The sequence below is a fragment of the Agrobacterium sp. O3.4 genome (genome assembly GCF_041414895.1).
Classification (GTDB): domain Bacteria; phylum Pseudomonadota; class Alphaproteobacteria; order Rhizobiales; family Rhizobiaceae; genus Agrobacterium; species Agrobacterium cucumeris.
The window spans coordinates 1848538-1873591 of the sequence record NZ_JALPZP010000001.1 but is presented as its reverse complement, the minus strand read 5'-3'; the positions used below and the strand labels follow the sequence as shown (position 1 = coordinate 1873591).

The 25054-nt window shown below is 59.5% G+C and carries 29 protein-coding genes; 15 read left to right on the top strand and 14 right to left on the bottom strand.

The genetic code is table 11. The annotated features are described in order from the left end of the window. Positions 1 to 119: 119 nt before the first annotated feature. Together ribB and aroC are read right to left on the bottom strand one after the other, a co-directional pair. Complete coding sequence (gene ribB / locus M0412_RS09100) at positions 120 to 1220, bottom strand: 3,4-dihydroxy-2-butanone-4-phosphate synthase (RefSeq protein ID WP_065115034.1); 1101 nt, start codon at positions 1218 to 1220, stop codon at positions 120 to 122. Positions 1221 to 1311: 91 nt separating this feature from the next. After that, positions 1312 to 2406, bottom strand: a complete 1095-nt coding sequence (gene aroC, locus M0412_RS09095; RefSeq protein WP_269698556.1) for a chorismate synthase — start codon at positions 2404 to 2406, stop codon at positions 1312 to 1314. Positions 2407 to 2841: 435 nt separating this feature from the next. Between aroC and M0412_RS09090 the strand changes: the two genes are divergently transcribed. Continuing rightward, positions 2842 to 3102, top strand: a complete 261-nt coding sequence (locus M0412_RS09090) for a DUF1344 domain-containing protein (protein WP_006309807.1) — start codon at positions 2842 to 2844, stop codon at positions 3100 to 3102. A 256-nt stretch (positions 3103 to 3358) separates the two neighbouring features. Here the strand turns inward: M0412_RS09090 and M0412_RS09085 are convergent, their stop codons facing one another. The 4 genes from M0412_RS09085 to M0412_RS09070 all read right to left on the bottom strand — a co-directional run bounded on the left by M0412_RS09085 (position 3359) and on the right by M0412_RS09070 (position 6708). Then, entirely contained in the window at positions 3359 to 3952 is a 594-nt protein-coding gene (locus M0412_RS09085; RefSeq protein WP_269698555.1) for a histidine phosphatase family protein, read from the bottom strand. Between the two features lie 32 nt (positions 3953 to 3984). Continuing rightward, positions 3985 to 4803: an enoyl-ACP reductase FabI gene (fabI, locus tag M0412_RS09080; RefSeq protein ID WP_142839219.1), complete on the bottom strand. Its 819-nt coding sequence runs from the start codon at positions 4801 to 4803 to the stop codon at positions 3985 to 3987. A gap of 131 nt (positions 4804 to 4934) precedes the next feature. Next, on the bottom strand, positions 4935 to 6050 hold the full coding sequence (locus M0412_RS09075) for a DnaJ C-terminal domain-containing protein (protein ID WP_269698554.1): 1116 nt from the start codon (positions 6048 to 6050) through the stop codon (positions 4935 to 4937). Positions 6051 to 6258: 208 nt separating this feature from the next. Continuing rightward, the gene (locus M0412_RS09070) at positions 6259 to 6708 is read right to left on the bottom strand and encodes an RT0821/Lpp0805 family surface protein (protein WP_142839910.1); all 450 of its coding nucleotides are present in this window, start codon (positions 6706 to 6708) and stop codon (positions 6259 to 6261) included. Positions 6709 to 6764: 56 nt separating this feature from the next. Here M0412_RS09070 and pdxH point away from each other — a divergent pair, with 56 nt between their 5' ends. Then, positions 6765 to 7385: a pyridoxamine 5'-phosphate oxidase gene (pdxH, locus tag M0412_RS09065; protein WP_142839221.1), complete on the top strand. Its 621-nt coding sequence runs from the start codon at positions 6765 to 6767 to the stop codon at positions 7383 to 7385. Positions 7386 to 7415: 30 nt separating this feature from the next. Here the strand turns inward: pdxH and M0412_RS09060 are convergent, their stop codons facing one another. Next, a complete protein-coding gene (locus M0412_RS09060) occupies positions 7416 to 8195 on the bottom strand; it encodes a sulfite exporter TauE/SafE family protein (protein ID WP_269698553.1) in 780 nt (259 codons plus the stop codon). Between the two features lie 151 nt (positions 8196 to 8346). On the opposite strand from M0412_RS09060, the gene M0412_RS09055 reads away from it, so the two are divergent. Continuing rightward, positions 8347 to 8652, top strand: coding sequence for a MazG nucleotide pyrophosphohydrolase domain-containing protein (locus tag M0412_RS09055; RefSeq protein WP_142839222.1), 306 nt, complete (start codon positions 8347 to 8349; stop codon positions 8650 to 8652). A 54-nt stretch (positions 8653 to 8706) separates the two neighbouring features. Here M0412_RS09055 and M0412_RS09050 read toward each other — a convergent pair whose 3' ends face one another. The 5 genes from M0412_RS09050 to M0412_RS09030 form a co-directional block, all read right to left on the bottom strand. Beyond that, complete coding sequence (locus M0412_RS09050) at positions 8707 to 9084, bottom strand: hypothetical protein (protein WP_269698552.1); 378 nt, start codon at positions 9082 to 9084, stop codon at positions 8707 to 8709. A gap of 128 nt (positions 9085 to 9212) precedes the next feature. Further along, on the bottom strand, positions 9213 to 9887 hold the full coding sequence (locus M0412_RS09045) for an HAD family phosphatase (RefSeq protein ID WP_142839223.1): 675 nt from the start codon (positions 9885 to 9887) through the stop codon (positions 9213 to 9215). Positions 9888 to 9891: 4 nt separating this feature from the next. Further along, the gene (locus M0412_RS09040; protein ID WP_110757604.1) at positions 9892 to 10329 is read right to left on the bottom strand and encodes a VOC family protein; all 438 of its coding nucleotides are present in this window, start codon (positions 10327 to 10329) and stop codon (positions 9892 to 9894) included. Between the two features lie 328 nt (positions 10330 to 10657). Further along, on the bottom strand, positions 10658 to 12073 hold the full coding sequence (gene tldD, locus M0412_RS09035; RefSeq protein ID WP_142839224.1) for a metalloprotease TldD: 1416 nt from the start codon (positions 12071 to 12073) through the stop codon (positions 10658 to 10660). Positions 12074 to 12156: 83 nt separating this feature from the next. After that, complete coding sequence (locus M0412_RS09030) at positions 12157 to 12681, bottom strand: invasion associated locus B family protein (RefSeq protein ID WP_003494243.1); 525 nt, start codon at positions 12679 to 12681, stop codon at positions 12157 to 12159. A gap of 446 nt (positions 12682 to 13127) precedes the next feature. On the opposite strand from M0412_RS09030, the gene coxB reads away from it, so the two are divergent. The 12 genes from coxB (at position 13128) to M0412_RS08970 (ending at position 23327) form a co-directional block, all read left to right on the top strand. Next, the gene (coxB, locus tag M0412_RS09025; protein WP_305765180.1) at positions 13128 to 13991 is read left to right on the top strand and encodes a cytochrome c oxidase subunit II; all 864 of its coding nucleotides are present in this window, start codon (positions 13128 to 13130) and stop codon (positions 13989 to 13991) included. A 17-nt stretch (positions 13992 to 14008) separates the two neighbouring features. Next, a complete protein-coding gene (ctaD, locus tag M0412_RS09020) occupies positions 14009 to 15718 on the top strand; it encodes a cytochrome c oxidase subunit I (RefSeq protein ID WP_142839226.1) in 1710 nt (569 codons plus the stop codon). Between the two features lie 388 nt (positions 15719 to 16106). Continuing rightward, positions 16107 to 17060, top strand: coding sequence for a heme o synthase (locus M0412_RS09015; protein WP_142839227.1), 954 nt, complete (start codon positions 16107 to 16109; stop codon positions 17058 to 17060). Then, positions 17060 to 17191: a hypothetical protein gene (locus M0412_RS09010; RefSeq protein ID WP_003521105.1), complete on the top strand. Its 132-nt coding sequence runs from the start codon at positions 17060 to 17062 to the stop codon at positions 17189 to 17191. Before M0412_RS09015 ends, M0412_RS09010 begins: the two co-directional genes overlap by 1 nt. 28 nt (positions 17192 to 17219) lie before the next feature. Continuing rightward, positions 17220 to 17837 carry a cytochrome c oxidase assembly protein gene (locus tag M0412_RS09005; protein ID WP_142839228.1) on the top strand — a complete coding sequence of 206 codons (618 nt, stop codon included), beginning with the start codon at positions 17220 to 17222 and terminating at the stop codon, positions 17835 to 17837. Positions 17838 to 17895: 58 nt separating this feature from the next. Continuing rightward, positions 17896 to 18771, top strand: a complete 876-nt coding sequence (locus M0412_RS09000; protein WP_142839229.1) for a cytochrome c oxidase subunit 3 — start codon at positions 17896 to 17898, stop codon at positions 18769 to 18771. A 350-nt stretch (positions 18772 to 19121) separates the two neighbouring features. Then, positions 19122 to 19508: a DUF983 domain-containing protein gene (locus tag M0412_RS08995; RefSeq protein ID WP_052817424.1), complete on the top strand. Its 387-nt coding sequence runs from the start codon at positions 19122 to 19124 to the stop codon at positions 19506 to 19508. Between the two features lie 10 nt (positions 19509 to 19518). Beyond that, the gene (locus tag M0412_RS08990; RefSeq protein ID WP_269698854.1) at positions 19519 to 20253 is read left to right on the top strand and encodes an SURF1 family protein; all 735 of its coding nucleotides are present in this window, start codon (positions 19519 to 19521) and stop codon (positions 20251 to 20253) included. 76 nt (positions 20254 to 20329) lie between these two features. Further along, the gene (gene ispH / locus M0412_RS08985) at positions 20330 to 21376 is read left to right on the top strand and encodes a 4-hydroxy-3-methylbut-2-enyl diphosphate reductase (RefSeq protein WP_137037217.1); all 1047 of its coding nucleotides are present in this window, start codon (positions 20330 to 20332) and stop codon (positions 21374 to 21376) included. 94 nt (positions 21377 to 21470) lie between these two features. Next, complete coding sequence (locus tag M0412_RS08980; RefSeq protein WP_269698551.1) at positions 21471 to 22439, top strand: homoserine kinase; 969 nt, start codon at positions 21471 to 21473, stop codon at positions 22437 to 22439. After that, positions 22436 to 22876, top strand: a complete 441-nt coding sequence (rnhA, locus tag M0412_RS08975; protein WP_003494262.1) for a ribonuclease HI — start codon at positions 22436 to 22438, stop codon at positions 22874 to 22876. Before M0412_RS08980 ends, rnhA begins: the two co-directional genes overlap by 4 nt. A gap of 142 nt (positions 22877 to 23018) precedes the next feature. Next, positions 23019 to 23327: a Dabb family protein gene (locus tag M0412_RS08970; protein WP_142839232.1), complete on the top strand. Its 309-nt coding sequence runs from the start codon at positions 23019 to 23021 to the stop codon at positions 23325 to 23327. A 159-nt stretch (positions 23328 to 23486) separates the two neighbouring features. On the opposite strand, the gene M0412_RS08965 is transcribed toward M0412_RS08970, so the two are convergent. Next, positions 23487 to 23972 (bottom strand): peroxiredoxin, encoded by a 486-nt coding sequence (locus M0412_RS08965; protein ID WP_149898739.1) that lies wholly within the window; start codon positions 23970 to 23972, stop codon positions 23487 to 23489. Between the two features lie 122 nt (positions 23973 to 24094). Continuing rightward, complete coding sequence (locus M0412_RS08960; RefSeq protein WP_269698550.1) at positions 24095 to 24943, bottom strand: protein-disulfide reductase DsbD domain-containing protein; 849 nt, start codon at positions 24941 to 24943, stop codon at positions 24095 to 24097. Positions 24944 to 25054: the final 111 nt, after the last annotated feature.

Here is a 25054-nt window from a genome sequence, read left to right as displayed (position 1 = left end):
AAATCCGGCAAGGGCGCCCCCTCATCCCGCTGCCGCGGACTTCTCCCCCTCGGGGAGAAGAAACAAGGGCACCCACTCGTTTCACAATTGCCCTGGAAAACCAAAGGCAAACCCCAAAATCAGCAGATATCCGTCGCCGAAATCTGGATGCCGAAGCCTTCAAGCCCGACATAATGACGTTCGCGGGTGGTCAGCAGCTTGATGGAGCTGATGCCGAGATCCTTGAGAATCTGCGCGCCGAGACCGATTTCCAGCCATTCGTTTTCGCGCGAACGGGCCTGGGCATGCGCTTCGTCCGGGTCACGCGCCTTGCGGCGTCCGGCCACCTGGCCGACACCGACGGAGCCTTCGCGCAGATAGACGATGACACCACGTCCTTCCTCGGCGATCTTCTGCATATAATGCCGCACCGGCTGGCGGTCGCCGAACACGTCGTCGGCGACGTTTTCGGGGTGCAGGCGAACGGGAATGTCAATGCCGTCCCTGATATCACCGAAAATCACCGCCATGTGCTGCATCGGATCCCAGGGCAGGGAATAGGTCTGCGCCTTGGCCGGTCCGAAGGGCGTCTCGATGGTGAAGGAGGATTCCATCTCCACCAGCGTTTCCTTGCGTTGGCGATAGGCGATGAGATCGGCGACCGAAACGTGTTTCATGCCGTGTTTGTCGGCAAAATCCAGAACCTGCGGGCCGCGCATCACGCTGCCATCGTCATTCACCAGTTCGCTGATGACGCCGATGGGCGGCAGGCCGGCGAGACGGCAGAGATCGACCGCCGCTTCGGTATGGCCGGAGCGCATCAAGACGCCGCCCTCACGGGAAATCAGCGGGAATATATGGCCCGGCCGGGTGAAATCGGAAGCGCCGACATTGGGATTAGCGAGATTGCGCACCGTCAGCGTGCGGTCATCGGCGGAAATGCCAGTCGTTGTGCCGTGCTTGAAATCGACGCTGACGGTGAAGGCCGTCGTATGGGCGCTGTCATTTTCCGCCACCATGGCGTTGAGGTTCAGCCGCTTGGCCTCCTCGCGCGGCATTGGCGCGCAGACGATGCCCGAGGTATGACGAACGATCAGCGCCATTTTTTCAGGCGTGCAGTGAACCGCTGAAATGATCAGATCGCCTTCGTTCTCGCGGTCGTCATCGTCGGTCACCACGACGATTTCACCGGCTTCGAAAGCGCGGATGGCGTCGACAACGCGTTTCTGGTCATAGGCCATGGCGATATCCCCTCACTTCAGAGCAACGGTTCGTTGCTCTTTTTGTTTCTTTAGCGGATTGTCCGAAAACCGCTTCACACTTTTCGGTCCGCTAAAGCCGGCCGGTCTGGCCGCGGTCCCTCAGATAATGGTCGGCAACGGTGCAGGCCACCATCGCCTCACCAATCGGCACGGCGCGAATGCCAACACAGGGGTCGTGGCGGCCCTTGGTGCGCACATCGACATTGTTGCCGTCGGTATCGATCGACAGGCGCTCTGTCAGAATGGAGGAGGTCGGCTTGATGGCGAAGCGGGCGATGACAGGCTCACCGGTCGCGATGCCGCCCAGAATGCCGCCGGCATGGTTGGACAGGAAAATCGGCTTGCCGTCATTGCCCATGCGCATCTGGTCGGCATTTTCTTCACCGGAAAGCTCGGCCGAGGCGAAACCTTCGCCGATCTCCACGCCCTTGACGGCGTTGATCGACATCAGGCTGGAGGCGATATCCTGATCGAGCTTGGCATAAATGGGGGCGCCGATGCCGGCGGGAACGCCTTCCGCCACCACTTCGACGACGGCGCCAATCGAGGAGCCTGCCTTGCGAATGCTGTCCAGATACTCTTCCCAGACAGGCACCATCGCCGCGTCCGGGCAGAAGAACGGGTTCTGGTCGACCTGATCCCAATCCCAGTTATCGCGGTTGATCTTGTGTTTGCCGATCTGCACCAGCGCGCCGCGCACATTGAGGCTTGGCACCACCTTGCGGGCGATCGCACCGGCGGCGACACGCGCCGCCGTCTCGCGCGCGGAAGAACGCCCGCCGCCGCGATAATCACGAATACCGTATTTCAGGTCATAGGTGAAATCCGCATGGCCCGGGCGGAACCGTTTGGCGATCTCGCCATAATCCTTCGAACGCTGGTCGGTGTTTTCGATCAGCATGGAAATCGGCGTGCCCGTCGTTATCATCGTCTCACCGTCCTCATCCAGCATCACGCCGGAGAGAACCTTGACGATGTCGTCCTCGCGCCGCTGGGTGACGAAACGGCTTTGGCCGGGTTTGCGCTTGTCCATCCAGTGCTGCACCTCGGCAAGGGTAAAGCGCAGGCCGGGCGGGCAGCCATCCACCGCGCAGCCAAGTGCCGGCCCATGGCTTTCTCCCCAGGTGGTAACGCGAAAAAGATGACCGAAGCTGTTATGCGACATAGTTCTCAAAACCGGAAAACAGGGCGCCTGCGGGTAGCGCCGTTTAAAACAAGCGGATTTGTCTTAGTGTAAATCCCGACAAGGCAAAAGCCTTTCTTTCGCTGCGGCAGGATAAGTGCCGAACACGACATCGACAGGCGTCTTCCCCATCCCGCCGACAGGCGCCGGGATGGGAGTGGGTGGCGATTCGGGCCGGCGAGCGCGGTTTTTCGAGATGACGGAAATGTAAATGCGCCGCCGTTTTCCACGTTTATCCGCAGTTTTCCAATATTGCCGCGAAATGCGGTGTAAAAATCACTAACGGCTTGAACACGATCTCAAATCCGTTCATCAATTGGGCCGAAAATGTCATGGTTGCGGGCAATTTCCGCCACATTCGAAAGGCAATTCTTCATGCATGTAAGGTTTTCACGCAAATCCACGAAAGCTAGATCGATGCGTATGATGATTGCCGCCCTTCTGGCCACCGCCAACCTGCTGATGCCAATCAACAGCTTCGCCCAGAGCGTCGATGTGGAAGGCACGATCAGCAAGATCGATGCGAACGGGCTGAGCATTACGCTCAACGATGGCAAGACCTATCGCGTGCCGGAAGAGTTCAACTTTGAAGGCCTGAAGGCGGGCGTGAAGGTCGTGGTTTTCTATACGGAAGTGGATGGGAAACGCGTGGTCGACGATCTTCAGGTCGTTGAGTAAGGCGGCTCGGGTCTACGCGTCATCATCCTAAAACCGCCGTTGTGAAATGAGCGTTTGCACCTTGTTTCTTCTCCCCGCCGGGGAGAAGTCCGCGGCAGCGGGATGAGGGGGCAAGCTCTCCGAAATCCGGCAACGTAACCCCCTCATCTGACCCTTCGGGCCATCTTCTCCCCGGCGGGGAGAAGAAATATGCGGCACCGTCCTGCGAATATACAAGCGTCTCAAAGACGCCGCCGAGGGCTATCCCGGTGCTCCCTCACGACACCCACTCCGCACTGTTCCCGTCGATATCGACCTTCAAAATCCGGTCCTGCGGGATTTGCGTGCGTGACGCCTCATCCTTGTCCATGCCGGACACCAGCCGGAAGATCGAGCGGATGACGCCGCCGTGGCAGACGCAGACTGTCGGCCTGTCCACGGAGGAGAGCCATGCGCCGATGCGCCAGGAGAGGATTTCGTAGCTTTCGGCATCCTGGCCGGGGGGAATGAAATCCCACTTGTTGGCCTTGCGCGCCTTCACCCGGTCAGGAAACTCTTTTTTGAGTTCCGGCAGGGTCTGCCCCTCCCAGTCGCCGAAGGAAACTTCGATCAGGCGGTCGTCGGTGCGGTAGGCAAGGGGGTCGAGACCCATCGCGCCGCGCATCAGTTCCATGGTTTCGCGGGTGCGACCAAGCGGGCTTGCCACATAGTCGAAATCCGTGGCCTGCTCGCCGAGCAAATGGGCGAGCAGCCTGCCATTGCCGACCGCCTGCTGGCGGCCGAAATCATTGAGCGGAATGTCTTTCTGGCCCTGAAGCCGGCGTATCGCATTCCAGTCCGTTTGTCCGTGCCGGATCACATAGACGAGCAAGGCGATACCCCTGTTTCAAGCATTCCTGATGGTTAGTCCTTCACCACCGAAATGTCAGGCGCATCCACCGCCTTCATGCCGATGGTGTGATAACCGGAATCGACGTGGTGGATTTCACCGGTCACCGCGGTCGAAAGATCGGACAGCAGGTAAAGTGCCGATTTGCCGACTTCCTCGATGGAAACAGTGCGCTTCAGCGGCGCATTATATTCGTTCCACTTGAGAATATAACGGAAGTCGCCAATGCCGGAAGCGGCAAGCGTCTTGATCGGGCCGGCGGAAACGGCGTTGACGCGGATACCGCGATTGCCGAGGTCAACGGCGAGATAACGCACGCTGGCCTCAAGAGCCGCCTTGGCCACACCCATGACGTTGTAGTTCGGCATGACCTTCTCGGCACCGTAATAGGTGAGCGTGATGATCGAGCCGCCATCATTCATGATAGGCTCCGCACGCTTGGCGACAGCGGCCAGCGAAAACACGGAAATATCCATGGTGCGGTTGAAATTGTCGCGGCTGGTGTCGAGGTAACGACCCGTCAGCTCGTCCTTGTCGGAAAACGCAATGGCGTGCACGACGAAGTCGATCTTGCCCCAGTGCTTTTCCAGAGACGCAAAAACGTCATCGATCGTCCCGAGGTCCGTCACGTCACAGTGACCAGCCATGAAGGCGCCAAGTTCCTGTGCGAGCGGCTCGACACGCTTCTTCAGCGCGTCACCCTGCCATGTGAGTGCGAGTTCCGCACCTGCATCCGCGCAGGCCTTTGCAATGCCCCAAGCGATTGAACGATTATTGGCGACGCCCATGATGAGGCCGCGTTTGCCAGCCATGAGGCCGGATGCCTGAGCCATTTTATGCTCCCTGATACTTTCGATTGATCCTGCCTATGGCATAGGCTGCAATCCTGTTCAAGATTGCCAAAGATCATCAACTGTTAGGGAACGTAACAAAGGGTGCGTTGTCCCGGCTATTCGCAAAACTTTCACAAATAGAGGCCTTCGCGCATGTGGCGCATGAGGTCGGTCACCTTTTCATCCGGCTTTTCGAGCAGGACAATGCGCAATTCAATGACGAGATCGCCATATTCACCCTTGCCATCGGCAAGGCCCTTGCCGGCAAGCCGCAGCACGCGGTCCGAGCCGGACCAGGCCGGAATGCTGAGATTTTCTTCGCCGAGCGGAGTGCGGACTTTCGTTTCGCAGCCCAGAACCGCATCACCAAGCGAGATCGGCAAAGTCGTGTGAATATCGAATCCGCGAATGGAAAAGGCGTCGTCGCGTGCGGCAAGCAACGTCACGGCAAGATCGCCGCGCGCCATGCCGGGAAGTTTCAGCCCCTGTCCCTTTAACCTCACCACATGGCCGTCGGTCATGCCGGGTTCCAGCTGGAAGCGGGCTTCCCGCTCTTCGGCAAGCCCAATGGTAACCCATTTGCGCTCCAGAAGATCGGCAACCGTGATGGTGGCTTCGGCCGTAATGTCAGGTGCCTTTTCCGCAACCGGCTGCGGCGTGCGGAACCGGCGTACGAGGGCGCTGAAGAGATTGCCGGCAAGCGAGGCGGATGTGGATTTGTCGTCAGCAGCGGCCGGTTGTGCCGTTTCACCCGTCCCCGGAATGTCACTTTTTGTGCCGCTGGCTGCAGCCTTGGCCGCTTCCGCCGCCTGTTGCACCTTGGGGTCGTTTTGTGCATCGGCCCCGAAAATACGCTCGACGATATCCTCGGCCGTCTCAGGTTTTCCGTCGGTTTTCTGGCCGGTCTGCGCCCGGTTGCGGGCATCGGCGCGGGCCAGTTCCTCCATCAGCTTCTCAGCCGCCTTGGCGCGTTCGGCAGCCTCGCGCGCTGCCTCCCGCTGCTGCATGATGGTTTCGCCGCGCTTCTTCTTCTCGGCCGCCTGGCGGGCCTGATCGTAAAGATCGCGCTTCTTGGGGTCTTTTAAAAGGTCATAAGCCTGCCCGACTTCGGCGAATCGCGCCGAAGCATCGGGATCGTCGCGATTGGCGTCCGGATGGACGGTTTTCGCCTTCGTGCGCCAGGCAGCCTTGATTTCCTCATGGCGGGCGTCACGTTTCACGCCGAGGATCGAATATGGATCGCGCATGCGAAACACCAGTTACGTTGGCTCAGTCTGCCGCCGTTCATGGCGCAATCCTGAAACTAACCCCTCCGAAAAGGGATGCCGCGATCATTCACGTACACGCCCTCGGTTTAATCAACGTCGACTGTTGCAATAAGTTGCTAATCACTCCTTTACGCAGGAAGCGCGGCGCGGGGTGGCCGGGCTTATTCCATGCGCCAAGGTAAATAGATTATTTCTGCTCGAAGCGGGTCATCAACCACTCGCCGGTTTCCGAGAGGCAGGCCTGTCCGGAATAAGCGGCCACACCTTCGAAGGAGTGGCGCGTCGTCCTGAAATCGCGGCAGACGAAACCGCTGGATTTGTCTTCGTGAATGGCGGTCACGACGCCGGCGCTGCCGGTTGAGGCATTGGCCCAGGGCAGCGGCTGGTCGGCAAGTTTGGCAAGATCGGCCGATGTTACCGCATTGCGGATGGTCGCATCATCGGTCTGCTGGCCATTATTCTGCTGGTTGGGAACGGAGGCCGTGGAGAGCGAGCGGTCGACCTTGTCGCCGCCGAACAGATCGAGGCTGACACAACCGCTCAGCACCACGAGCATTGATACGACGGCGGAAACTTCCGCGATCGACGAAAGGAGGCCCTTTGTTCGACTGTTCGACTTTGCTATGACGGTCACCATCTTTCGCCAGAAATCATCTCTGGGGTCCAAATCAGCTCGGGAGCATTTTAGTCAATATGTCGGAAACGGGGTTAACATCCAGTGACTTCACGGAAGAAAATGAACCTTTCACCCTTTTTGCCGAATGGCTGAAGGATGCGACGGCTTCCGAAATCAACGATCCGAACGCGGTAGCGCTCGCAACCGTCGATGAAAATGGCCTGCCGAATGTGCGCATGGTGCTGTTGAAAGACGTCGATGATCGCGGCTTCGTTTTCTATACGAACTTCGAAAGCCAGAAGGGCCGCGAGATCCTTGGCCAGAAAAAAGCCGCCATGTGTTTCCACTGGAAAAGCCTGAGACGTCAGGTGCGTCTGCGCGGCGAGGTGGAAATCGTCACGGATGCGGAGGCGGATGCCTATTACGCTTCCCGCCCGCGCGGCAGCCGCATCGGCGCCTGGGCGTCCAAGCAGTCGCGACCGCTGGAAGGCCGTTTCGCGCTGGAAAAGGCGGTGGCTGAATATACCGCCAAATATGCCATCGGCGATATTCCGCGCCCGGCCCATTGGTCCGGTTTTCGCATTCGCCCGGTCAGCATCGAATTCTGGCACGACCGCAAATTCCGACTGCATGACCGCGTCGAATTCCGCCGCGAGACGCCGGATGCGCCATGGTCGAAGGTTCGTATGTATCCTTGAAGGCGGTGGGGGCAGGCCGGTGCGGCCTGCCTATTTCAACAGCGAATCGAACAGCGGCAGGCCGATGACGGCGGAAATGGCGATCAGGCCGTAGCAGATGCGTCTGAATGCGGCCTCATCGGCAAATCCGTGCAGGCGCGCGCCGGCATAAAGACCCGCCCCGTAAAACGGCAGGGCCAGCAGGAAAAAAACGAAGACATCGGCGGTGAAAAGACCACCGAAAAAATAACTTGCCGTGGAAATCACGGTCGAAACCGCGAAATAAAGAATGACATTGGCGCGCACGAACGCACCTTTGAGCGCCCCGCCAAGCCAATAGGCAACCACGGGCGGCCCACCCAGTTGCGCCGCACCCGAAAACAGCCCGGCCAGAAACCCGGTAAACAGTGTCAGAGGCGTCTTCGGCCGCCCGCTATACCGCCAGCCGGACAGCAGAAACAACAGAAGCACGACGACCACGGTGGAAATGATCCAGCGCAGGGTCAACGGATCGCTATGGGAAAGCAGCAGGGTTCCAAGTGGCACGCCGACAAGTGCGCCTGCCGCCATGGTGAAAACCTCACGCCGGTCCGCCATGCGAAAGGCTGGGGGTATCATGCCAAGCGTCAACACGCCGTCCACCACTAGCAGAACCGCTGACGCGATGCGCGGTCCGACGATCGCGCTTGCCAGCGGAATGAAGATGAGTGCTGCGCCGAAGCCGGAAAAGCCGCGGGCGAGACCGGCGAGAAATGCCGCACCCGCAAACATGGCCAGCAGCGACGGGCTATGGGCGGTGATGAGGGACGAGAAAAAATCGAGATAAGGCATGGGTGACGGCACTGTTTCGAATGACTGTTCCTATCGCGACGGCGGGCATCTGTCGCGGAGATTTCCGTTCAGGGTCGCGAAACATCCTTTCGGATCGACGCGGCCGGAGAATCGTGGTTAGAGTTGTAGCGCACGAACAAAGGATGAACAAATGTTTGCTGACACGATGCGTCGGTTTGAAGAGGCCTCGCAAAAATATGCCGCTGAAAACGGAATATTCCGCGATCCGGACTGGTACATGCTGAAGCTTCAGGAAGAGGTTGGCGAGGTCACGCAGGCCTGGAACCGGCTGACGGGGCGGGGGCGCATCAAGGGCAGGAGCAAAGAGGAGATGAAGCGGGATCTGGCCGACGAAACCGCTGATCTCCTCGGCCATGTGCTGTTGCTGGCCCATTATAATGGTCTCGATATTGAAGGAGCGATCGAGCGCAAGTGGCGTTTCAGGCCGGGGGGCTGACGATCCGCTGAGAAGGCCCGATCGTTGCGGCATCGTGCCGTTGGTCTGGTGTCTTTATGACAGCGAGACGATAAAGAACAGGATCGCAAGAACGGTGGCTACCGGTGTCATGACCAGCCGTTCTGCGCGGCTCTTCGACATTGCGTTCAATCCAATGCTCACCGCAAGATAGCAGGCGATGATCCAGATGCCGGGTTCGATCCAGCTTGCCGGCCAGATCGCTGCGAAGCCTGCCTTTTGCAGCGGAAAAGACGCCATAAGGCCATAGATCGCAAGAGAAGCGACACTTGCAATTCTTTGCCTGACCGGCAGCACACGGCTTGCGCCGCCCCAGGCAAAACGGCCGAAAGGCGCACCGGCGGCGAGGGTGATCTGAAACGCGGAGAGAGAGAGCAATACAAGCGTCGCGAGCGACACGGCGACAAGCAGCATGACCACTCCGGTTATGGATGCGCCGACGGAGGCGCCTGACCAATATCGGCGTTCCGGCCGTTACGACCGCCACTATAAGTCCAAATGGCGAAAGGCGTGTGACGCGCATTCACATCACGGCCCACTTTTCAAAGCCGTAAAAGCCGTGCGTCTTGCAGCATGTCTGCCACCGCATGGAGATCACCCATGACGGCAACGCATTTTTCCCGCATTTCCTCGGTCGGCGGCGCCACGTCCGGCACCATGATCGTCATCATGCCGGCCGAAGCGGCCGAGCGGACGCCGGAATAGGAATCCTCGAGCGCCAGGCAGCGGCCCGGCTCGAGGCCGAGGCGCTTTGCTGCAGTGAGATAGGGCATGGGTGCGGGTTTCGGTTCGGTATAATCGCCGCGCGCCACGATGGTGTCGAAGCGCCTGAGAAGATCGTAAGGGCCGAGATGGCGTGTAACCGATGTGTGCTGCGAAGATGTTGCGATGGCGCGGCGGATGTCCAGCCGGTCGAGAAGATCGAGGATTTCGGCGACGCCGGGTTTCAGCGCCACACCCTCCGCCATCATCACACCGAGATGCCGCAGCCACGCGTCGCGAAAAGCATCCATGGGAAAATCCGCGCCGTAATCGGCAAAGATGGTGCCGGTGATGACATCCCAGGGACTGCCACAGACCTTCTGATAGGTCTCGACCTGCATTCCATGGCCGCCTTCCTCCGAAGCCGCCAGAAATGAATCGCGATAAAGCACCTCGCTTTCAATCAGCAATCCGTCCATGTCGAAAACAACCGCATGCGGGCGAAAGGGCAACATGGGCTTAACCGAACCGGAAGGGGCGTTCGCCCAGGCTCTCGAACGGGCGGATCAGATAACCGTCCGGATCGGCAACGATGAATTGCCGATTGCCGACCTCGACCGTGCCGCGCCTGTACCACTTCTCTTCCGGCGCCAGAACGAGGTCGATCGAAGACCGCTCCAGTCGCGTCAGAATGGGTTGCAGGGAAGGAACGGCGAGCTGCAGATTCATGCCGCGACCCAGCGGAAATTCTAGCCCGGCATTATCAGCCACGAAGGTCCGGGTCGCACCGATCTGGTCGATCATCACCTGTGCTTCATCGAGGGCAAGATAGGCGAAGCCCTCTTCGGGACGCTCATAAACCACATGAAAACCGATCAGGTCGCAATAAAAGGCGCGGCTTTTCAGCCAGTCGGTGACGGCAAGTTCCGGGACGAGGGCATTGCGTATGATGGTCATGGTCTCCTTGTGCCACGCAGGCCCGGCGGTGGGAGGAGGGCCTGCCGTGAGGGTGATCTTATCGTCTTCTCGGTGAGGTGCCAGAGGAAACCTCATCATGGCAGCCATGTGCAAGGTTATGGGCTGGGATTGCTGCGGCAGGCTTAACATTTCGCGTGACCGCAACTATCTCTGCCGTCATGCCGGACTGGATAAGGCATCCGGCCAGCCCAAATCCTTGGGCGGACAACACGCTTCTCGCCGCACAGACGCGCGTCGGCTGGATACCGGCTCAGGGCCGGTATGGCGGCATTTGGGACAGACCGCAGTGATCCAAGCTCCGAATTCCTTACGCCTTCGTGCCGCCAACGGTGATCTGGTCCATGCGCAGATGCGGTTGGCCAACGCCGACCGGCACCCACTGCCCGGCCTTGCCGCAATTGCCGATGCCCGTATCGAGTTTGGAATCATTGCCGATCATCGAGACGCGCTTCATCGCATCAGGTCCGTTGCCGATCAGCATGGCGCCCTTCACCGGCGCGCCGATCTTGCCGTTCTCGATGAGGTAAGCCTCGGTGCAGCCGAACACGAATTTGCCTGATGTAATATCCACCTGTCCGCCACCGAAGGAAACGGCATAGATGCCCTTTTTGACCGAGGCGATGATTTCTTCCGGCGTTTTGTCGCCTGATAACATGTAGGTATTGGTCATGCGCGGCATCGGCACATGCGAATAACCCTGCCGGCGGCCGTTGCCGGTGGCTTTTGCGCCCATCAGCCGGGCGTTCTGGCGGTCCTGCATATAGCCCACCAGCCGGCCATTCTCGATCAGCACATTATAAGCGGATGGCGTGCCTTCGTCGTCGATGGTGAGCGAACCGCGACGGCTGTCGATGGTGCCGTCATCCACGACGGTGACGCCGGGGGCGGCCACCATCTCGCCCATCAGGCCGGCAAAGGCCGAGGTCTTCTTGCGGTTGAAATCGCCTTCCAGACCGTGACCGACGGCCTCATGCAGCATCACGCCCGGCCAGCCGGAGCCCAGCACCACATCCATGGTGCCGGCCGGTGCATCGATGGCGGTGAGGTTGACGAGCGCCTGGCGCAGCGCTTCATCCGCGCCACGCTGCCAGCTTTCCGTTGTAATGAAGTCGCCGAAGCCAACGCGACCGCCAATGCCATAGGAGCCGCTTTCCTGCCGGTCGCCTTCGCCGGCAACGACGGAAATATTAATGCGGGTCATCGGGCGGATATCGCTGACGCGATGCCCATCGGCGCGCAGAATATCCACCACCTGCCAGCTTGCGGAAATCGTCGCCGTCACCTGCCGGACGTTTTCGTCCTTATCACGCAGATAGGCATCGATATCGGTGAGGAGCTTCACCTTTTCCTCAAAGCTCGGGCTGCCGATCGGGTTTTCGTCGCCATAGAGCTTCTTGTTGGTGCGCTGGGGTGCGGCGGCATAGGAGCCGGAATAACCGCGGGTGACGGCGCCCACCGCATCCGAAGCGCGCTTCAGCGCGCTTTCGGAAAGCTCGCCGGCATGGGCGTAACCCACCGTCTCGCCGGCAACGGCGCGCAGGCCAAAACCCTGATCGGTGTTGAAGGAGCCGCCCTTGAGCCGGCCATTGTCGAAGGTCAATGATTCGGCCTGGGCATGTTCGATGAACAGCTCGCCATCGTCAGCGCCGACGAGCGCCTCTCCGACGAGCTTGCGCAATTGCGTTTCATCGCAATCGAAGAGTTTTACAAGATCGTCGGTCATGGGAGGCTCCAGTCATTATCGTTCAATGACCGATTTAGGCACTGGAGCGGGCAGACGCAAGGCTGCCCGTTGACGACGAGACGTTACGGCAGTGCGTCGTAGCCTTCGGCAAAGCCGGTGAGCTCGATCGGAATGCCGACACGGTCCTGATCGACGGATTCACGCAGCGCAAAAACGGCGGCCTTGCCGGCGCGCAGAACCTTCAGCAGCTCGTCGTCAATATCCACTTCCACATAGCAGCCTTCGGAGAAGCAGCGGGTGAAATAGGCGCGGCCGATATTATTATTGTCGATATAGAGCTCCATGCCATCCTTCAGCAGAACGCCAAGCGGTGCGAGGATACGCAGGATGCGCGACTTGCGGTCGGCGGTCTTCAACACCACCACCGAAAGCCCCACTTCAGGGCGGTCGTCGGCAATGACGTTCTGCATCAGGGCGCATTGCTCTTCCGACGCGCCGGCCGGTTTGTCGCAGATGACAGACCATGCGCCATGCGTCGACTTCGGCGTGCCGGGCGGCTGCTGTTGCGCCAGCGCCGCAGCGGCGGGGGCGATGATGGCAAGACCGGCGGCGGCAAGAAAAGTGCGCGCGAGCGGGGAAAGACGCATGGATACCTCTGGGATTCGAATCAGTGCGGCTATTTTGACGCCATAATCCGGAAAAAAAAGCCTTGGAACCTCAATTCCAGCGGAGTTGGGCGGAAATAGGACCTTTCCGCTTTGTTCATGTGCGTAATTTCTCCGCCCGCCACCCCACCTCCGGCCTGGGCTGGCAGGCTGCAAAACCCTCTGAAAGAAGGGCCTGTGCCGCATTCTGACTGTTTGAAAGCGGTCGCGGCCTATCCATCGTGGCGTGGAGTGCGGGAAAGTCGACCGCCAATTGACCAATGGCAAAATTGGCTGACATCCGTGTCCCGACGCATATTGCGGCAGAGGACAAACTGTGGTTTGAAGTTAGTACCATTAGCATGGATTCTGCGTCTGTGATTGATCTAGATCAGACGCGTGAGGGAGAGGGTACCGTGAGGAATAGGATTTACGCAGCATTGGCGGGGATGACCTGTCTGCTCACGGCTGTCGGCGCCCACGCCGATCAGCCGGTGCATTGGCAAATGGGCATGCAGGAGGCCGCCACGCCGATCATGCACGAAATACGCTGGTTCGAACAATATACGCTTTGGTTCATTGTTCCGGTTACGCTTTTCGTTCTTGTGCTGCTCATCATCGTTGCCCTGAAGTTCCGCGCCGCGAAAAATCCGGTGGCTTCCAAGACCAGCCATAATACGGCGATCGAGGTTGTCTGGACGCTGGCGCCGGTGCTCATTCTCCTGTTCCTTGCTTTCCCTTCGTTCAATCTTCTGAACGCGCAGCTGACCCAGCCGGAAAACCCGGACCTGACGCTGAAGGCGACCGCCACGCAATGGCTGTGGAGCTATGAATATGCCGCGGCCGAGGGCGCAGAGCCGCTCTCCTTCGACAGCTATCTGCTGAAGGAGCAGGATCGCGCTGCTGCGGGCAAGGAGGACAAGGCCCGCTATCCGCGTCTTCTTGCGGTAGATAATGAAATGGTCGTTCCGGTCGGCAAGACCGTTCGCCTTCTGGTGACGGCGGCTCCGACCGACGTCATCCACGCCTTCGCCATGCCCGCTTTCGGTGTCAAGATCGATGCCGTTCCGGGTCGTCTCAACGAAACATGGTTCAAGCCGGAGAAGGAAGGCCTTTATTACGGCCAGTGTTCCGAGCTTTGCGGCAAGGACCACGCCTTCATGCCCATCGCCATTCGGGTGGTTTCCGAACAGCAGTACAATGCCTGGCACGCCGCCGCCGCTTCAGATCTGAACGGCGCGAACCGGGCGCTGATGGCCTCCGTCGACGGCGCTCCGCGCACAGTTGACGTTGCCGCCAACGAAACCAACTGACGACTGGAGTGACGACAATGGCTGGACCTTCCGCACACGACGATCATCACTCGCATGGTCAATCCGAACACGATGCGCATGCGCATGACGATCATTCGCATGATCATTCCCATAAGCCGGGCTTTTTCGCCCGCTGGTTCCTGTCCACCAACCACAAGGACATCGGCACGCTGTACCTGATCTTCGCCATCATGGCGGGCATCATCGGCGGCGGTTTGTCCGTTGTCATGCGCATGGAGCTGCAGGAGCCGGGCATCCAGATCTTCCACGGTCTGGCGTCCATGGTTTACGGCTTCGAGGGCGACGCTGCCATCGACGGCGGCAAGCACATGTTCAACGTGTTCACCACGGCGCACGCGCTCATCATGATCTTCTTCATGGTCATGCCGGCGATGATCGGCGGTTTTGCCAACTGGATGATCCCGATCATGATCGGCGCTCCTGACATGGCTTTCCCGCGCCTCAACAATATTTCCTTCTGGCTGATCGTTCCGGCCTTCATCCTGCTGCTCCTGTCGCTCTTCGTTGAAGGTCCGGCGGGTGCTTATGGTGTGGGCGGCGGCTGGACCATGTATCCGCCGCTATCGACCAGCGGCATGCCGGGACCTGCGGTGGATCTGGCGATCTTCTCGCTGCACGTTGCCGGCGCGTCTTCGATCCTTGGCGCCATCAACTTCATCACCACCATTCTCAACATGCGCGCCCCGGGCATGACGCTGCACAAGATGCCGCTGTTTGCCTGGTCGGTTCTCGTCACCGCATTCCTGCTGCTGCTGTCGTTGCCGGTTCTGGCAGGTGGCATCACCATGCTTCTGACCGACCGTAACTTCGGCACGGCATTCTTCTCGCCGGAAGGCGGCGGTGATCCGATCCTCTACCAGCATCTGTTCTGGTTCTTCGGCCACCCGGAAGTGTACATCCTGATCCTGCCCGGCTTCGGCATCATCAGCCACATCATTTCCACCTTCTCCAAGAAGCCGGTCTTCGGTTATCTCGGCATGGCCTATGCCATGGTCGCCATCGGCGCGGTCGGCTTCATCGTCTGGGCGCACCATATGTATACGGTCGGCCTGTCGCTCGAAGCGCAGCGTTATTTCGTATTCGCAACCATGGTCATCGCGGTGCCGACAGGTATCAAGATCTTCTCGTGGATCGCGACCATGTGGGGCGGTTCGCTGACCTTCTCGACCCCGATGATCTGGGCGATCGGCTTTATCTTCCTGTTCACGGTCGGTGGCGTCACCGGCGTGCAGCTCGCCAATGCCGGTCTCGACCGCTCGCTGCATGACACCTATTACGTCGTGGCCCACTTCCACTACGTTCTGTCGCTCGGCGCGGTCTTCGCGATCTTCGCCGGCTGGTATTACTGGTTCCCGAAGATCACCGGCTACATGTATAGCGAGTTCATCGGCAAGCTGCATTTCTGGGTCATGTTCGTCGGCGTGAACCTGATCTTCTTCCCGCAGCACTTCCTCGGTCTCGCCGGCATGCCGCGCCGCTACATCGATTATCCCGATGCCTATGCCGGCTGGAACCTGGTGTCGTCTTACGGCTCCTATATCTCGGCGGTTGCTGTTGGCATCTTCCTCTTCGGCGTCTGGGAAGCCTTCGCCAAGAAGCGGATCGCCGGCAACAATCCCTGGGGTGAGGGTGCAACGACACTCGAATGGCAGCTGTCTTCGCCGCCGCCTTACCACCAGTGGGAACAGCTTCCGCGCATTCGCTGAATACCGGACCGGAAGGCGCGGGCGCTGCTCGCGCATTCCGGTTGCTGAAAAAGGGGACGGCGTGGTTGCGTCCGTGCCGTTTCCAAAGGCGGGTTGGTCCATTGCCGCGTGACATTTTGTCCAAGCGAAGCCTGACGTCCGACATGATACATGCCCGGATGTGATAAATGCCAAGTTTGGCCTTTATGAATGAGCAGGCGCAGACGAATGGCGGGGTGGGCGCGGCGACAGGCCGGGCGAATGGTATCGGTTTTGGCCGATGCCGCCCATGCCGAAACGTTCGGACCCAATGAATTGACGCATCGCGCATGCCGGAAATCACCTTCGTTTTCGGGCCGGTGCAAGGGATGTCGCGGCAAGTGGCATCTGAAGGAAAACAGGACAGGAAATGACCGTTATCGACAATCGCGATATGCTGGGTGTTGAAAGCTCCGAACTCTCGGAAGCCGGCGCGCGCGATTATTTCGAATTGCTGAAACCGCGTGTCATGTCGCTGGTCGTCTTCACAGCCTTTGCCGGCCTCGTGCTGGCGCCGGGCGAAATCAATCCGGTGCTTGGGCTGATCGCCATTCTCTGTATCGCGGTCGGCGCCGGCGCATCCGGCGCGCTGAACATGTGGTACGATGCCGATATCGACGCCGTGATGAGCCGGACTGCAAAGCGGCCGATCCCTTCGGGCCGCATCGCGCCGCGTGAGGCCCTGGCCTTCGGGCTGACGCTGTCGGCCTTTTCGGTGGTCATCCTCGGCCTTGCAGTCAACTGGTTCTCCGCCGGCCTGCTCGCCTTCACCATCTTCTTTTACGCCGTCGTTTATACGATGTGGCTGAAGCGCTCGACGCCGCAGAATATCGTCATTGGCGGTGCTGCCGGCGCTTTCCCGCCCATGCTCGGCTGGGCCTGCGTCACCGGCGGCGTTTCGCTTGATAGCGTCATCCTGTTCCTCATCATCTTTTTGTGGACGCCTGCGCATTTCTGGGCGCTGGCGCTGTTCAAGATGCGTGATTACGGCTCCGTGGGCATTCCAATGATGCCGAATGTGGCGGGCGAACGCTCTACCAAGAACCAGATGATCGTTTACGCCGTGCTGACGGCCGCCGCTGCCGTCGCACCGTATTTCACGGGTCTGGCGAGCGCCGGTTACGGTATTTTCGCCGCGGTGCTGAGCGCTATCTTCGTTTATTGTTCGCTCGATGTCCGGCGCATGCCCGAGGGTGACGAGAAGATGCTGCCGGCCAAGAAGATGTTTGCCTATTCGGTGCTTTACCTCTTCGCCATCTTTTCCGGCCTTCTGGCCGATCATTTCGCTCCGGCCCTGAAGGCCGTGATTTCGGGAGTTCTGTGATGGAAACGGTGGAACTGAGCGCGGCGCAGAAAAAGTCGAGACGCGGACGCAACATCGCGCTCGGCGTCCTGCTCGCCGGTCTGGTGGTGCTGTTCTACATCATCACCATCATCAAGATCGGCTCGCATTAAGGGCTGATTGAGGGGAGAGGAGGAGGACATGGCGAATATGGAAACGCAGACGGTGGGAACCGGCAGGCAACGGGTGAGCAATCGCTCCATCCTGGTGCTCTGTCTCGTATTTTTCTGCGCCATGATCGGCATGGCCTATGCCGCCGTGCCGCTCTACACCCTGTTTTGCCGCGTCACCGGTTATAACGGCACGACCCAGCGCGTCGAGCAATATTCCGACGTCATCCTCGACAAGACCATCAACGTCACCTTCGACGCCAACACGTCGAACGGCCTCAACTGGGATTTCCAGCCGGTCGACAGGATGGTCAAGCCGAAGATCGGCGAAACGGTGCAGGTCACCTTCAAGGCGACCAACCGCTCGCCCGTGGCGACCACGGGAACGGCGGTCTTCAACGTCACGCCCATGGAGGCGGGCGCTTATTTCAACAAGGTGGAGTGTTTCTGCTTCACCGAAACGACGCTGCAGCCGGGCGAAACACTGGAAATGCCGGTGGTTTTCTTCGTCGATCCCGACATCGCCACGGCGCGCGAAACCAAGAGCATTCATACTTTGACGCTGTCCTATACGTTTTATCCGGCCAAAACCGAAAAACCGGTTGCGTCCTTGCCGGTAAAGACTGAATCTGGCGAAAGCAAATTGTGAGAGGAGATCTGGCCTTCTTGAGGCCGGATCAGGGAAGAGATACCAGGGGATTGTCGCAATGGCAGACACGCATCAGAAGAACCACGACTACCACATCATAGACCCAAGCCCCTGGCCGCTTCTGGCCTCGATCGGCGCTTTCATCCTGACCTTCGGCGGCGTCTGTTACATGCGTTACCTGTCGGGCGGCTCGTTCAAGCTGTTCGGTGCGGAACTCGCCAACCCCTGGCTTTTCTATATCGGTCTCGTCATCGTGCTTTACACCATGTATGCGTGGTGGGCGGATACGATCAAGGAAGCCAATGAGGGCAGCCATACCCGCGTCGTGTCGCTGCATCTGCGTTACGGCATGATCATGTTCATCGCTTCGGAAGTGATGTTCTTCGTGGCGTGGTTCTGGGCCTATTTTGATGCCAGCCTCTTCCCGCATGAGGCCATTCAGGCGTCCCGCCTTGAATATACCGGCGGTCAATGGCCGCCCAAGGGCATTGAAGTCATCGATCCCTGGCACCTGCCGCTCTACAACACCGTTATCCTGCTGCTTTCCGGCACCTGCGTCACCTGGGCGCACCATGCGCTGCTGCACAATGACCGCAAGGGCCTGATCAGCGGCCTCGCGCTCACCGTGGCGCTCGGCGTGTTGTTCTCCACCGTGCAGGTTTACGAGTACATTCACGCCCCGTTCGATTTCAAGAATTCGATCTATGGCGCGACCTTCTTCATGGCCACCGGTTTCCACGGTTTCCACGTCTTCGTCGGCACGATCTTCCTTCTGGTCTGCCTGTTCCGCGCCATTGCCGGTGGTTTCACGCCCAAGCAGCACTTCGGCTTTGAGGCGGCTGCCTGGTACTGGCACTTCGTTGACGTTGTCTGGCTGTTCCTGTTCTTCGCCATCTACATCTGGGGTGGCTGGGGCGCGCCGGTCCACGGTTAAACGACGTCGGATCGTCTACCACGTTGCTTCTGAATCGAGCGGGTACCGCACATCTCTTCTCCCCGCCGGGGAGAAGTCCGCGGCAACGGGATGAGGGGGCAAGGGTGAAGATAGACCGATAGCTCGCCCCCTCATCCGACCCTTCGGGCCACCTTCTCCCCGGCGGGGAGAAGAAAGTCGCGGCGCCGGCTCGCAACAAACAAGTGCCCGGGTTCTGAGGCAAGCTTCCAGGAGATTGGACGTCATTCTCGGGCTTGACCCGAGGATCCATAGCCCGCTGAAATTGTGGGTCCTCGGGTCAAGCCCGAGGCGGACGGGCGAGGGGTTAGGCAACTTCGCGGGAGGTCATCATGTCTGAACCATCAAACGGTAATTTTGCGCCTGTTGATCCCATCAAGGTGGGCTTGAAAGGCTGCTGCCCGCGTTGTGGTAACGGCCGGCTGTTCGACGGTTTCCTGACGCCGAAACCGGCCTGCAGCGCCTGCGGGCTGGATTATGGTTTCGCTGACGCGGGTGATGGTCCGGCGGTCTTCGTCATGTTGATCGTCGGTTTTCTGGTTGTCGGGCTGGCGCTGTGGTTCGACCAGCGTTTTGCGCCACCCGTCTGGGTGCATGTCATGCTCTGGTTGCCGTTTACGGTGATTGTTTCGCTCGTGCTGCTGCGCAAGCTCAAGGGCATCATGATTGCGCTGCAATACCGCAACAATGCAAGCGAAGGCAGGCTTGATCGTGAATGAGGTTTCCCACATGAAGGCGGCGGACAGACGGGTCTGGTTCGCCGCGCCGCTGGTGCTGCTGGCGCTTGCCATCCTTCTCGGGCTCGGCACCTGGCAGGTGAAGCGGCTTTACTGGAAAGAAGCGCTTATGGCCGATATCGAGGAGCGGCTGAGCGCGAGCCCGGTTCCGCTTGCCGATATCGAGGCAATGGCGAAAAGCGGCGGCGATATCGAATATCGCAAGGTCAGGCTGTCAGGCGCGTTCGATCACGGCCGCGAGCGCCATTTCTTCGCCACCCATCAGGGCCGGACAGGTTATTACATCTATACGCCGCTGACGCTTGCCGATGGCCGCATCCTTTTCGTCAATCGCGGCTTCGTGCCCTTCGAGATGAAGGAACAGGCCAAACGGGCGGAAGGACAGGTAACCGGCGAGGTGGTAATAACAGGACTGGCACGCGCGCCCCTGATCGCAAAACCCTCCTCCCTGCTGCCGGATAACGATATCGCCAAGAACATCTTCTACTGGAAGGATCTGGCGGTGATGGCCTCGAGCGTCGATATTCCCTCCAACCGGCTGGTCAACCTCTTCGTGGATGCCGACAATGCGCAGAATCCCGGCGGCTGGCCGCAGGGCGGCGTGACGCTGATAGATTTGCCCAACAATCACCTGCAATATGCGATAACGTGGTATGGCTTGGCGCTGGCCCTTGTCATCGTCGTTGGTTTTGCCTATTTCCGGAACCATAAGGCGCGCGACGAATAATGTGCGCCCCGCCCGGCAAGGGGCAGGCTATCGGGCAAGGCATGGAGCACGCCAAGAAGCAGGCCAAGGAGCACGAATGAACATCGCCGTTTCCAAACCCCCTTTGACGATAAGGCTGTGCGGACCGCGCGGCTTTTGCGCGGGCGTGGACAGGGCGATCCAGATCGTCGTGCTGGCGCTGAAGGCCTATGGTGCGCCGGTCTATGTCCGCCACGAAATCGTGCACAATCGCTATGTGGTGGAAGGGCTGGAAGCCAAGGGCGCGGTTTTCGTCGAGGAACTGCATGAAATCCCTGCCGAACATCGCGAGCAGCCGGTGGTTTTTTCCGCCCATGGCGTGCCGAAATCCGTGCCTGAGGATGCGCAGGCGCGCAACCTGTTTTATCTAGATGCCACATGCCCGCTAGTCTCCAAGGTTCACAAGCAGGCCATGCGCCACCAGCGCCTTGGCCGCCATGTGGTGCTGATCGGCCATGCCGGTCACCCGGAAGTCATCGGCACCATGGGCCAACTGCCCGAAGGTACCGTCTCGCTGGTCGAAACGGTGGAAGACGCTGGCACATATGAACCGGTGGACCGTGAAAATCTCGGTTTCGTCACCCAGACGACGCTGTCGGTTGATGATACCGCCGGCGTCATTGCCCGTCTGCAGGAACGGTTCCCCGCCATTCAGGCGCCTGCCGCCGACAGCATCTGTTACGCAACCACCAACCGTCAGGATGCGGTGAAACAGGCAGCACCCGGCTGTGACCTGTTCATCGTTGTCGGCGCACCCAATTCCTCCAATTCCAAGCGGCTGGTGGAAGTGGCGCTGCGGGCCGGGGCAAAGCACTCCGTGCTGGTGCAGCGGGCGGCGGAAATCGACTGGGATGCGATCGGCGATATCCGCACCGTTGGTCTTTCGGCGGGCGCATCCGCACCTGAAGTTATCGTCGATGAAATCATCGAGGCCTTTAAGGCACGGTTCGACACCACGCTCGATCTTGCCGTGACGGTTGAGGAAACAGAACATTTCCTCGTCAACCGCGAGCTGCGCAGCATCGAGCTGACGACGGATGACATGGCGTTCGTCAACGGTAATGCCAGCAATGCGCTGCCGCCGAAGACCGCCGCCGGGGCCTAGAACAGGGTGATGGCGAGGTGAGCGCTTCTCGCCTTGCATCCGTCATTCCCACCCCCCGGGTTTCTCATTCCATCCTTCATCAAGAGATTTTAAATTGGCAGTTTATACTGATATCACCGAAGATGATCTGAGGAATTTCCTCACGCAGTACGACACCGGCAGCCTCACTTCTTATAAAGGCATTGCCGAAGGTGTCGAAAACTCCAATTTCCTGCTGCACACCACCAAGGAACCGCTGATCCTGACGCTTTATGAGAAGCGGGTGGAAAAAAACGATCTGCCGTTTTTCCTCGGCCTCATGCAGCATCTGGCCGCCAAGGGCCTGTCCTGCCCCTTGCCCCTGCCGCGCAGGGATGGCGAATTGCTGGGTGAATTGTCGGGCCGCCCGGCGGCGCTGATTTCCTTCCTTGAAGGCATGTGGCTAAGAAAGCCGGAAGCCAGACATTGCCGCGAAGTCGGCAAGGCGCTGGCGGCTATGCATCTGGCGGGTGAGGGGTTCGAAATCACGCGCCCCAACGCACTCTCCGTTGAAGGCTGGAAGGTGCTGTGGGACAAATCCGAAGATCGCGCCGACGAGGTGGAGAAGGGCCTGAGGGACGAAATCCGTCCGGAGATCGATTATCTCGCCGCCCATTGGCCGAAGGATCTGCCGGCCGGCGTCATCCATGCGGATCTGTTTCAGGACAATGTATTTTTCCTCGGCGACGAACTCTCCGGCCTGATCGATTTTTATTTCGCCTGCAATGACCTGCTCGCTTATGACGTGTCGATCTGCCTCAACGCCTGGTGCTTCGAAAAGGATGGCGCCTATAACGTCACCAAGGGCAAGGCGCTGTTGGAAGGTTACCAGTCGGTGCGGCCGATGAGCGAGGCGGAACTGGAAGCGCTGCCGCTGCTGGCGCGCGGCTCTGCGTTGCGCTTCTTCCTGACACGGCTTTACGACTGGCTGACGACCCCGGAAGGCGCGCTGGTGGTGAAGAAAGACCCGCTGGAATATCTGCGCAAGCTGCGGTTCCACCGCTCGATCGCCAATGTCGCCGAATATGGGCTGGCCGGCGAATGAAACATGTCGATATTTTCACCGATGGCGCCTGCTCCGGTAACCCCGGTCCGGGTGGCTGGGGCGCCGTGCTGCGTTATGGCGAGGTGGAGAAGGAACTGTCCGGCGGCGAGGCCGAGACCACCAATAACCGCATGGAACTGCTGGCGGCGATTTCGGCACTCAACGCGCTGAAAAGCCCCTGCGAGGTCGATCTTTATACCGACAGCGCCTATGTCAAAGACGGTATTACCAAGTGGATTTTCGGCTGGAAAAAGAAGGGCTGGAAAACAGCCGATAACAAGCCGGTCAAAAATGTCGAGCTATGGCAGGCACTTGAGGCGGCACAGGAGCGTCACAAGGTTACCCTGCACTGGGTGAAGGGCCATGCCGGCCACCCGGAAAACGAGCGCGCCGACGAATTGGCGCGCAAGGGCATGGAGCCCTTCAAACGCCGGTAACGCAGGCCTGCTTTATTGCCGCTTGGCTCGGTCAGGGGCGATTTGACCCGGGCCGCATTTATCGGGGTTGTGAAAACCGAAACCCGACTTATCTTGTCGTCAAGGGCGCCTGCGTTGCGTCCAGCGGAGGAGAGGAATCCGGATGATCCTGCATTGTGTATTTCTACGCTTCAAGGCTGCGACGGCATCCTCTGAAAAACACGCGATATTCGAGGCGATTGCCGCCCTGAAGGACGTGATACCCGGCATCATCGATGTGAAATACGGCCAGAATGTCTCGCCTGAAGGCCTGAACGGCGGTTTTGTCGACGGCTTCATCGTGACGCTGGAAAGCCCCGAGGCCCGCGACGACTATCTCGCCCATCCGCAGCATGTGGAAGTGGGCGAACGCCTGGTGTCGCTCACCGATGGCGGTCTGGCCGGTCTTCTGGTGTTTGATATGAATGTTTGAGAGGGCGGCGGGGCCGCTCTTCAATGTCTCGTCGCTCCACTCGCGACGTCATCCTCGGGCTTGACCCGAGGATCCATAACCCCCTGTTGAGCTGGTGGATCCTCGGGTCAAGCCCGAGGATGACGCCTTATCTAGGGCCAAGAGGCCATCTTCTTAACGTCAAAGCTGCTCGATCATCGCCGCAGCAGCGGAAACCGTCGCCTGACCGGGATTTTCTTCCACGTTGAGCGACTTCACCACGCCGTCTTCAACCAGCATCGAATAACGCTTGGAGCGCACGCCGAGCCCGCCGCCGGAAAGGTCGGCATCGAGGCCGAGCGCCTTGGTGAAGGCCGCGTCCCAGTCGGCGAGGAAGTGGATCTTGCCCTGGCCGCCGGAGGATTGCGCCCATGCGCCCATGACGTGCCAGTCATTGACGGCGATCACGGCAATGTCATCGACGCCCTTGGCGAGAATGGCGTCGCGGTTTTCGAGGTAGCCCGGCAGGTGGTTCAGCGAGCAGGTGGGGGTGAAAGCGCCGGGTACAGCGAAAAGAACGACCTTTTTGCCGCCGAAAAGCGCGTCCGTCGTGGTTTCCACCGGGCCGTCGGCCGTCTTTTCCTTGAAGGTTGCGGAAGGCAGTTTTTCGCCGATCTTGATGGTCATGTCCATGCTCCTGTGGTCGTTCGGTTGGCGCGACTATAGAGCACGGAAATGAAATCTGTCATGCGGTTTTCGAGGTAATTTCCAGAGTTGAGCCACCGGTTCGGGGACAACACAAGAAGCGCTCAGGGCTTTGGAAAATTCAGCATCGTCTCCATCGCCCGATCGCCGGATTTGACCAGAATGGGCCAGCTGTTGCCGGGCACCTGATAGGTTTTCGGCAGGCCCTTGATGTTCATGTAGAAGGACAGCTTGCGCTTGTCGCGCACCATGTTCTGCGGCTCGTAATAGGCAAAGCCAGAGGGGCCGGCGATGAAGATCTCGGTTTCCTTCGGCGCGTTTTCCGGCAATTGCAGCTGCACGCCGAGCATGGTCTTGTCGGGTGTGATGTGGAAATCGATGACCTTGAAATCGTCGGAGGCGGCTTCAGGCAGCGTTTCGCGGGCTTCCTCCAGCAGACGCCGTTCCTCGCCATCGTCGTCACCCGCATTGCCACGGTCGATCGAGAATGTCGCCTCGAAGGGAATGCAGATATTCTGGCATACGCCGATAAAGGCGGTGAGGTCGATCTTTCCGCTGGCCGCCGGGTCGGTGGCTTTCAGCTGAAAAGGCAGGCTGACGGCATGGTCGTAGCCGATATCGGTAATGTCGCCATTTTCGATGAGCTTGGGAACGGGATAGGCCATGGTGGTGAGCGTAACACCGCTTGCCGGATCAAGCGTGATCTTCGGCGGTATACCTGCTTCGCCCGGCTCGCGCCAATAGGTTATCCAGCCGTCCTTCGGCTCGATCTGCAAAACGCCGCGCACCACGCCGTCCGCATCCATGGCAAGGCTTGCCACGCGCATCTGGCCGCCTTCGCTCCTGGCCCAATCGGTAATTTCGGCCCGGGCGGCTTGCGCGCCGCCGAGGAGAGCGGCAAACAGGGCCGCGAAACGAAGATGTGAAAATCGGAAGAATGTCCTGGCGCTCATGCTTCCCGTCTAACCCAACATTGCCCGGTCGACCAGTTACGAATTCGTGGGGTTCATCATTTTCGGTTGATTGATGGCACGCTATGCCGCATCCTGTCCCTTGTCGAAGTG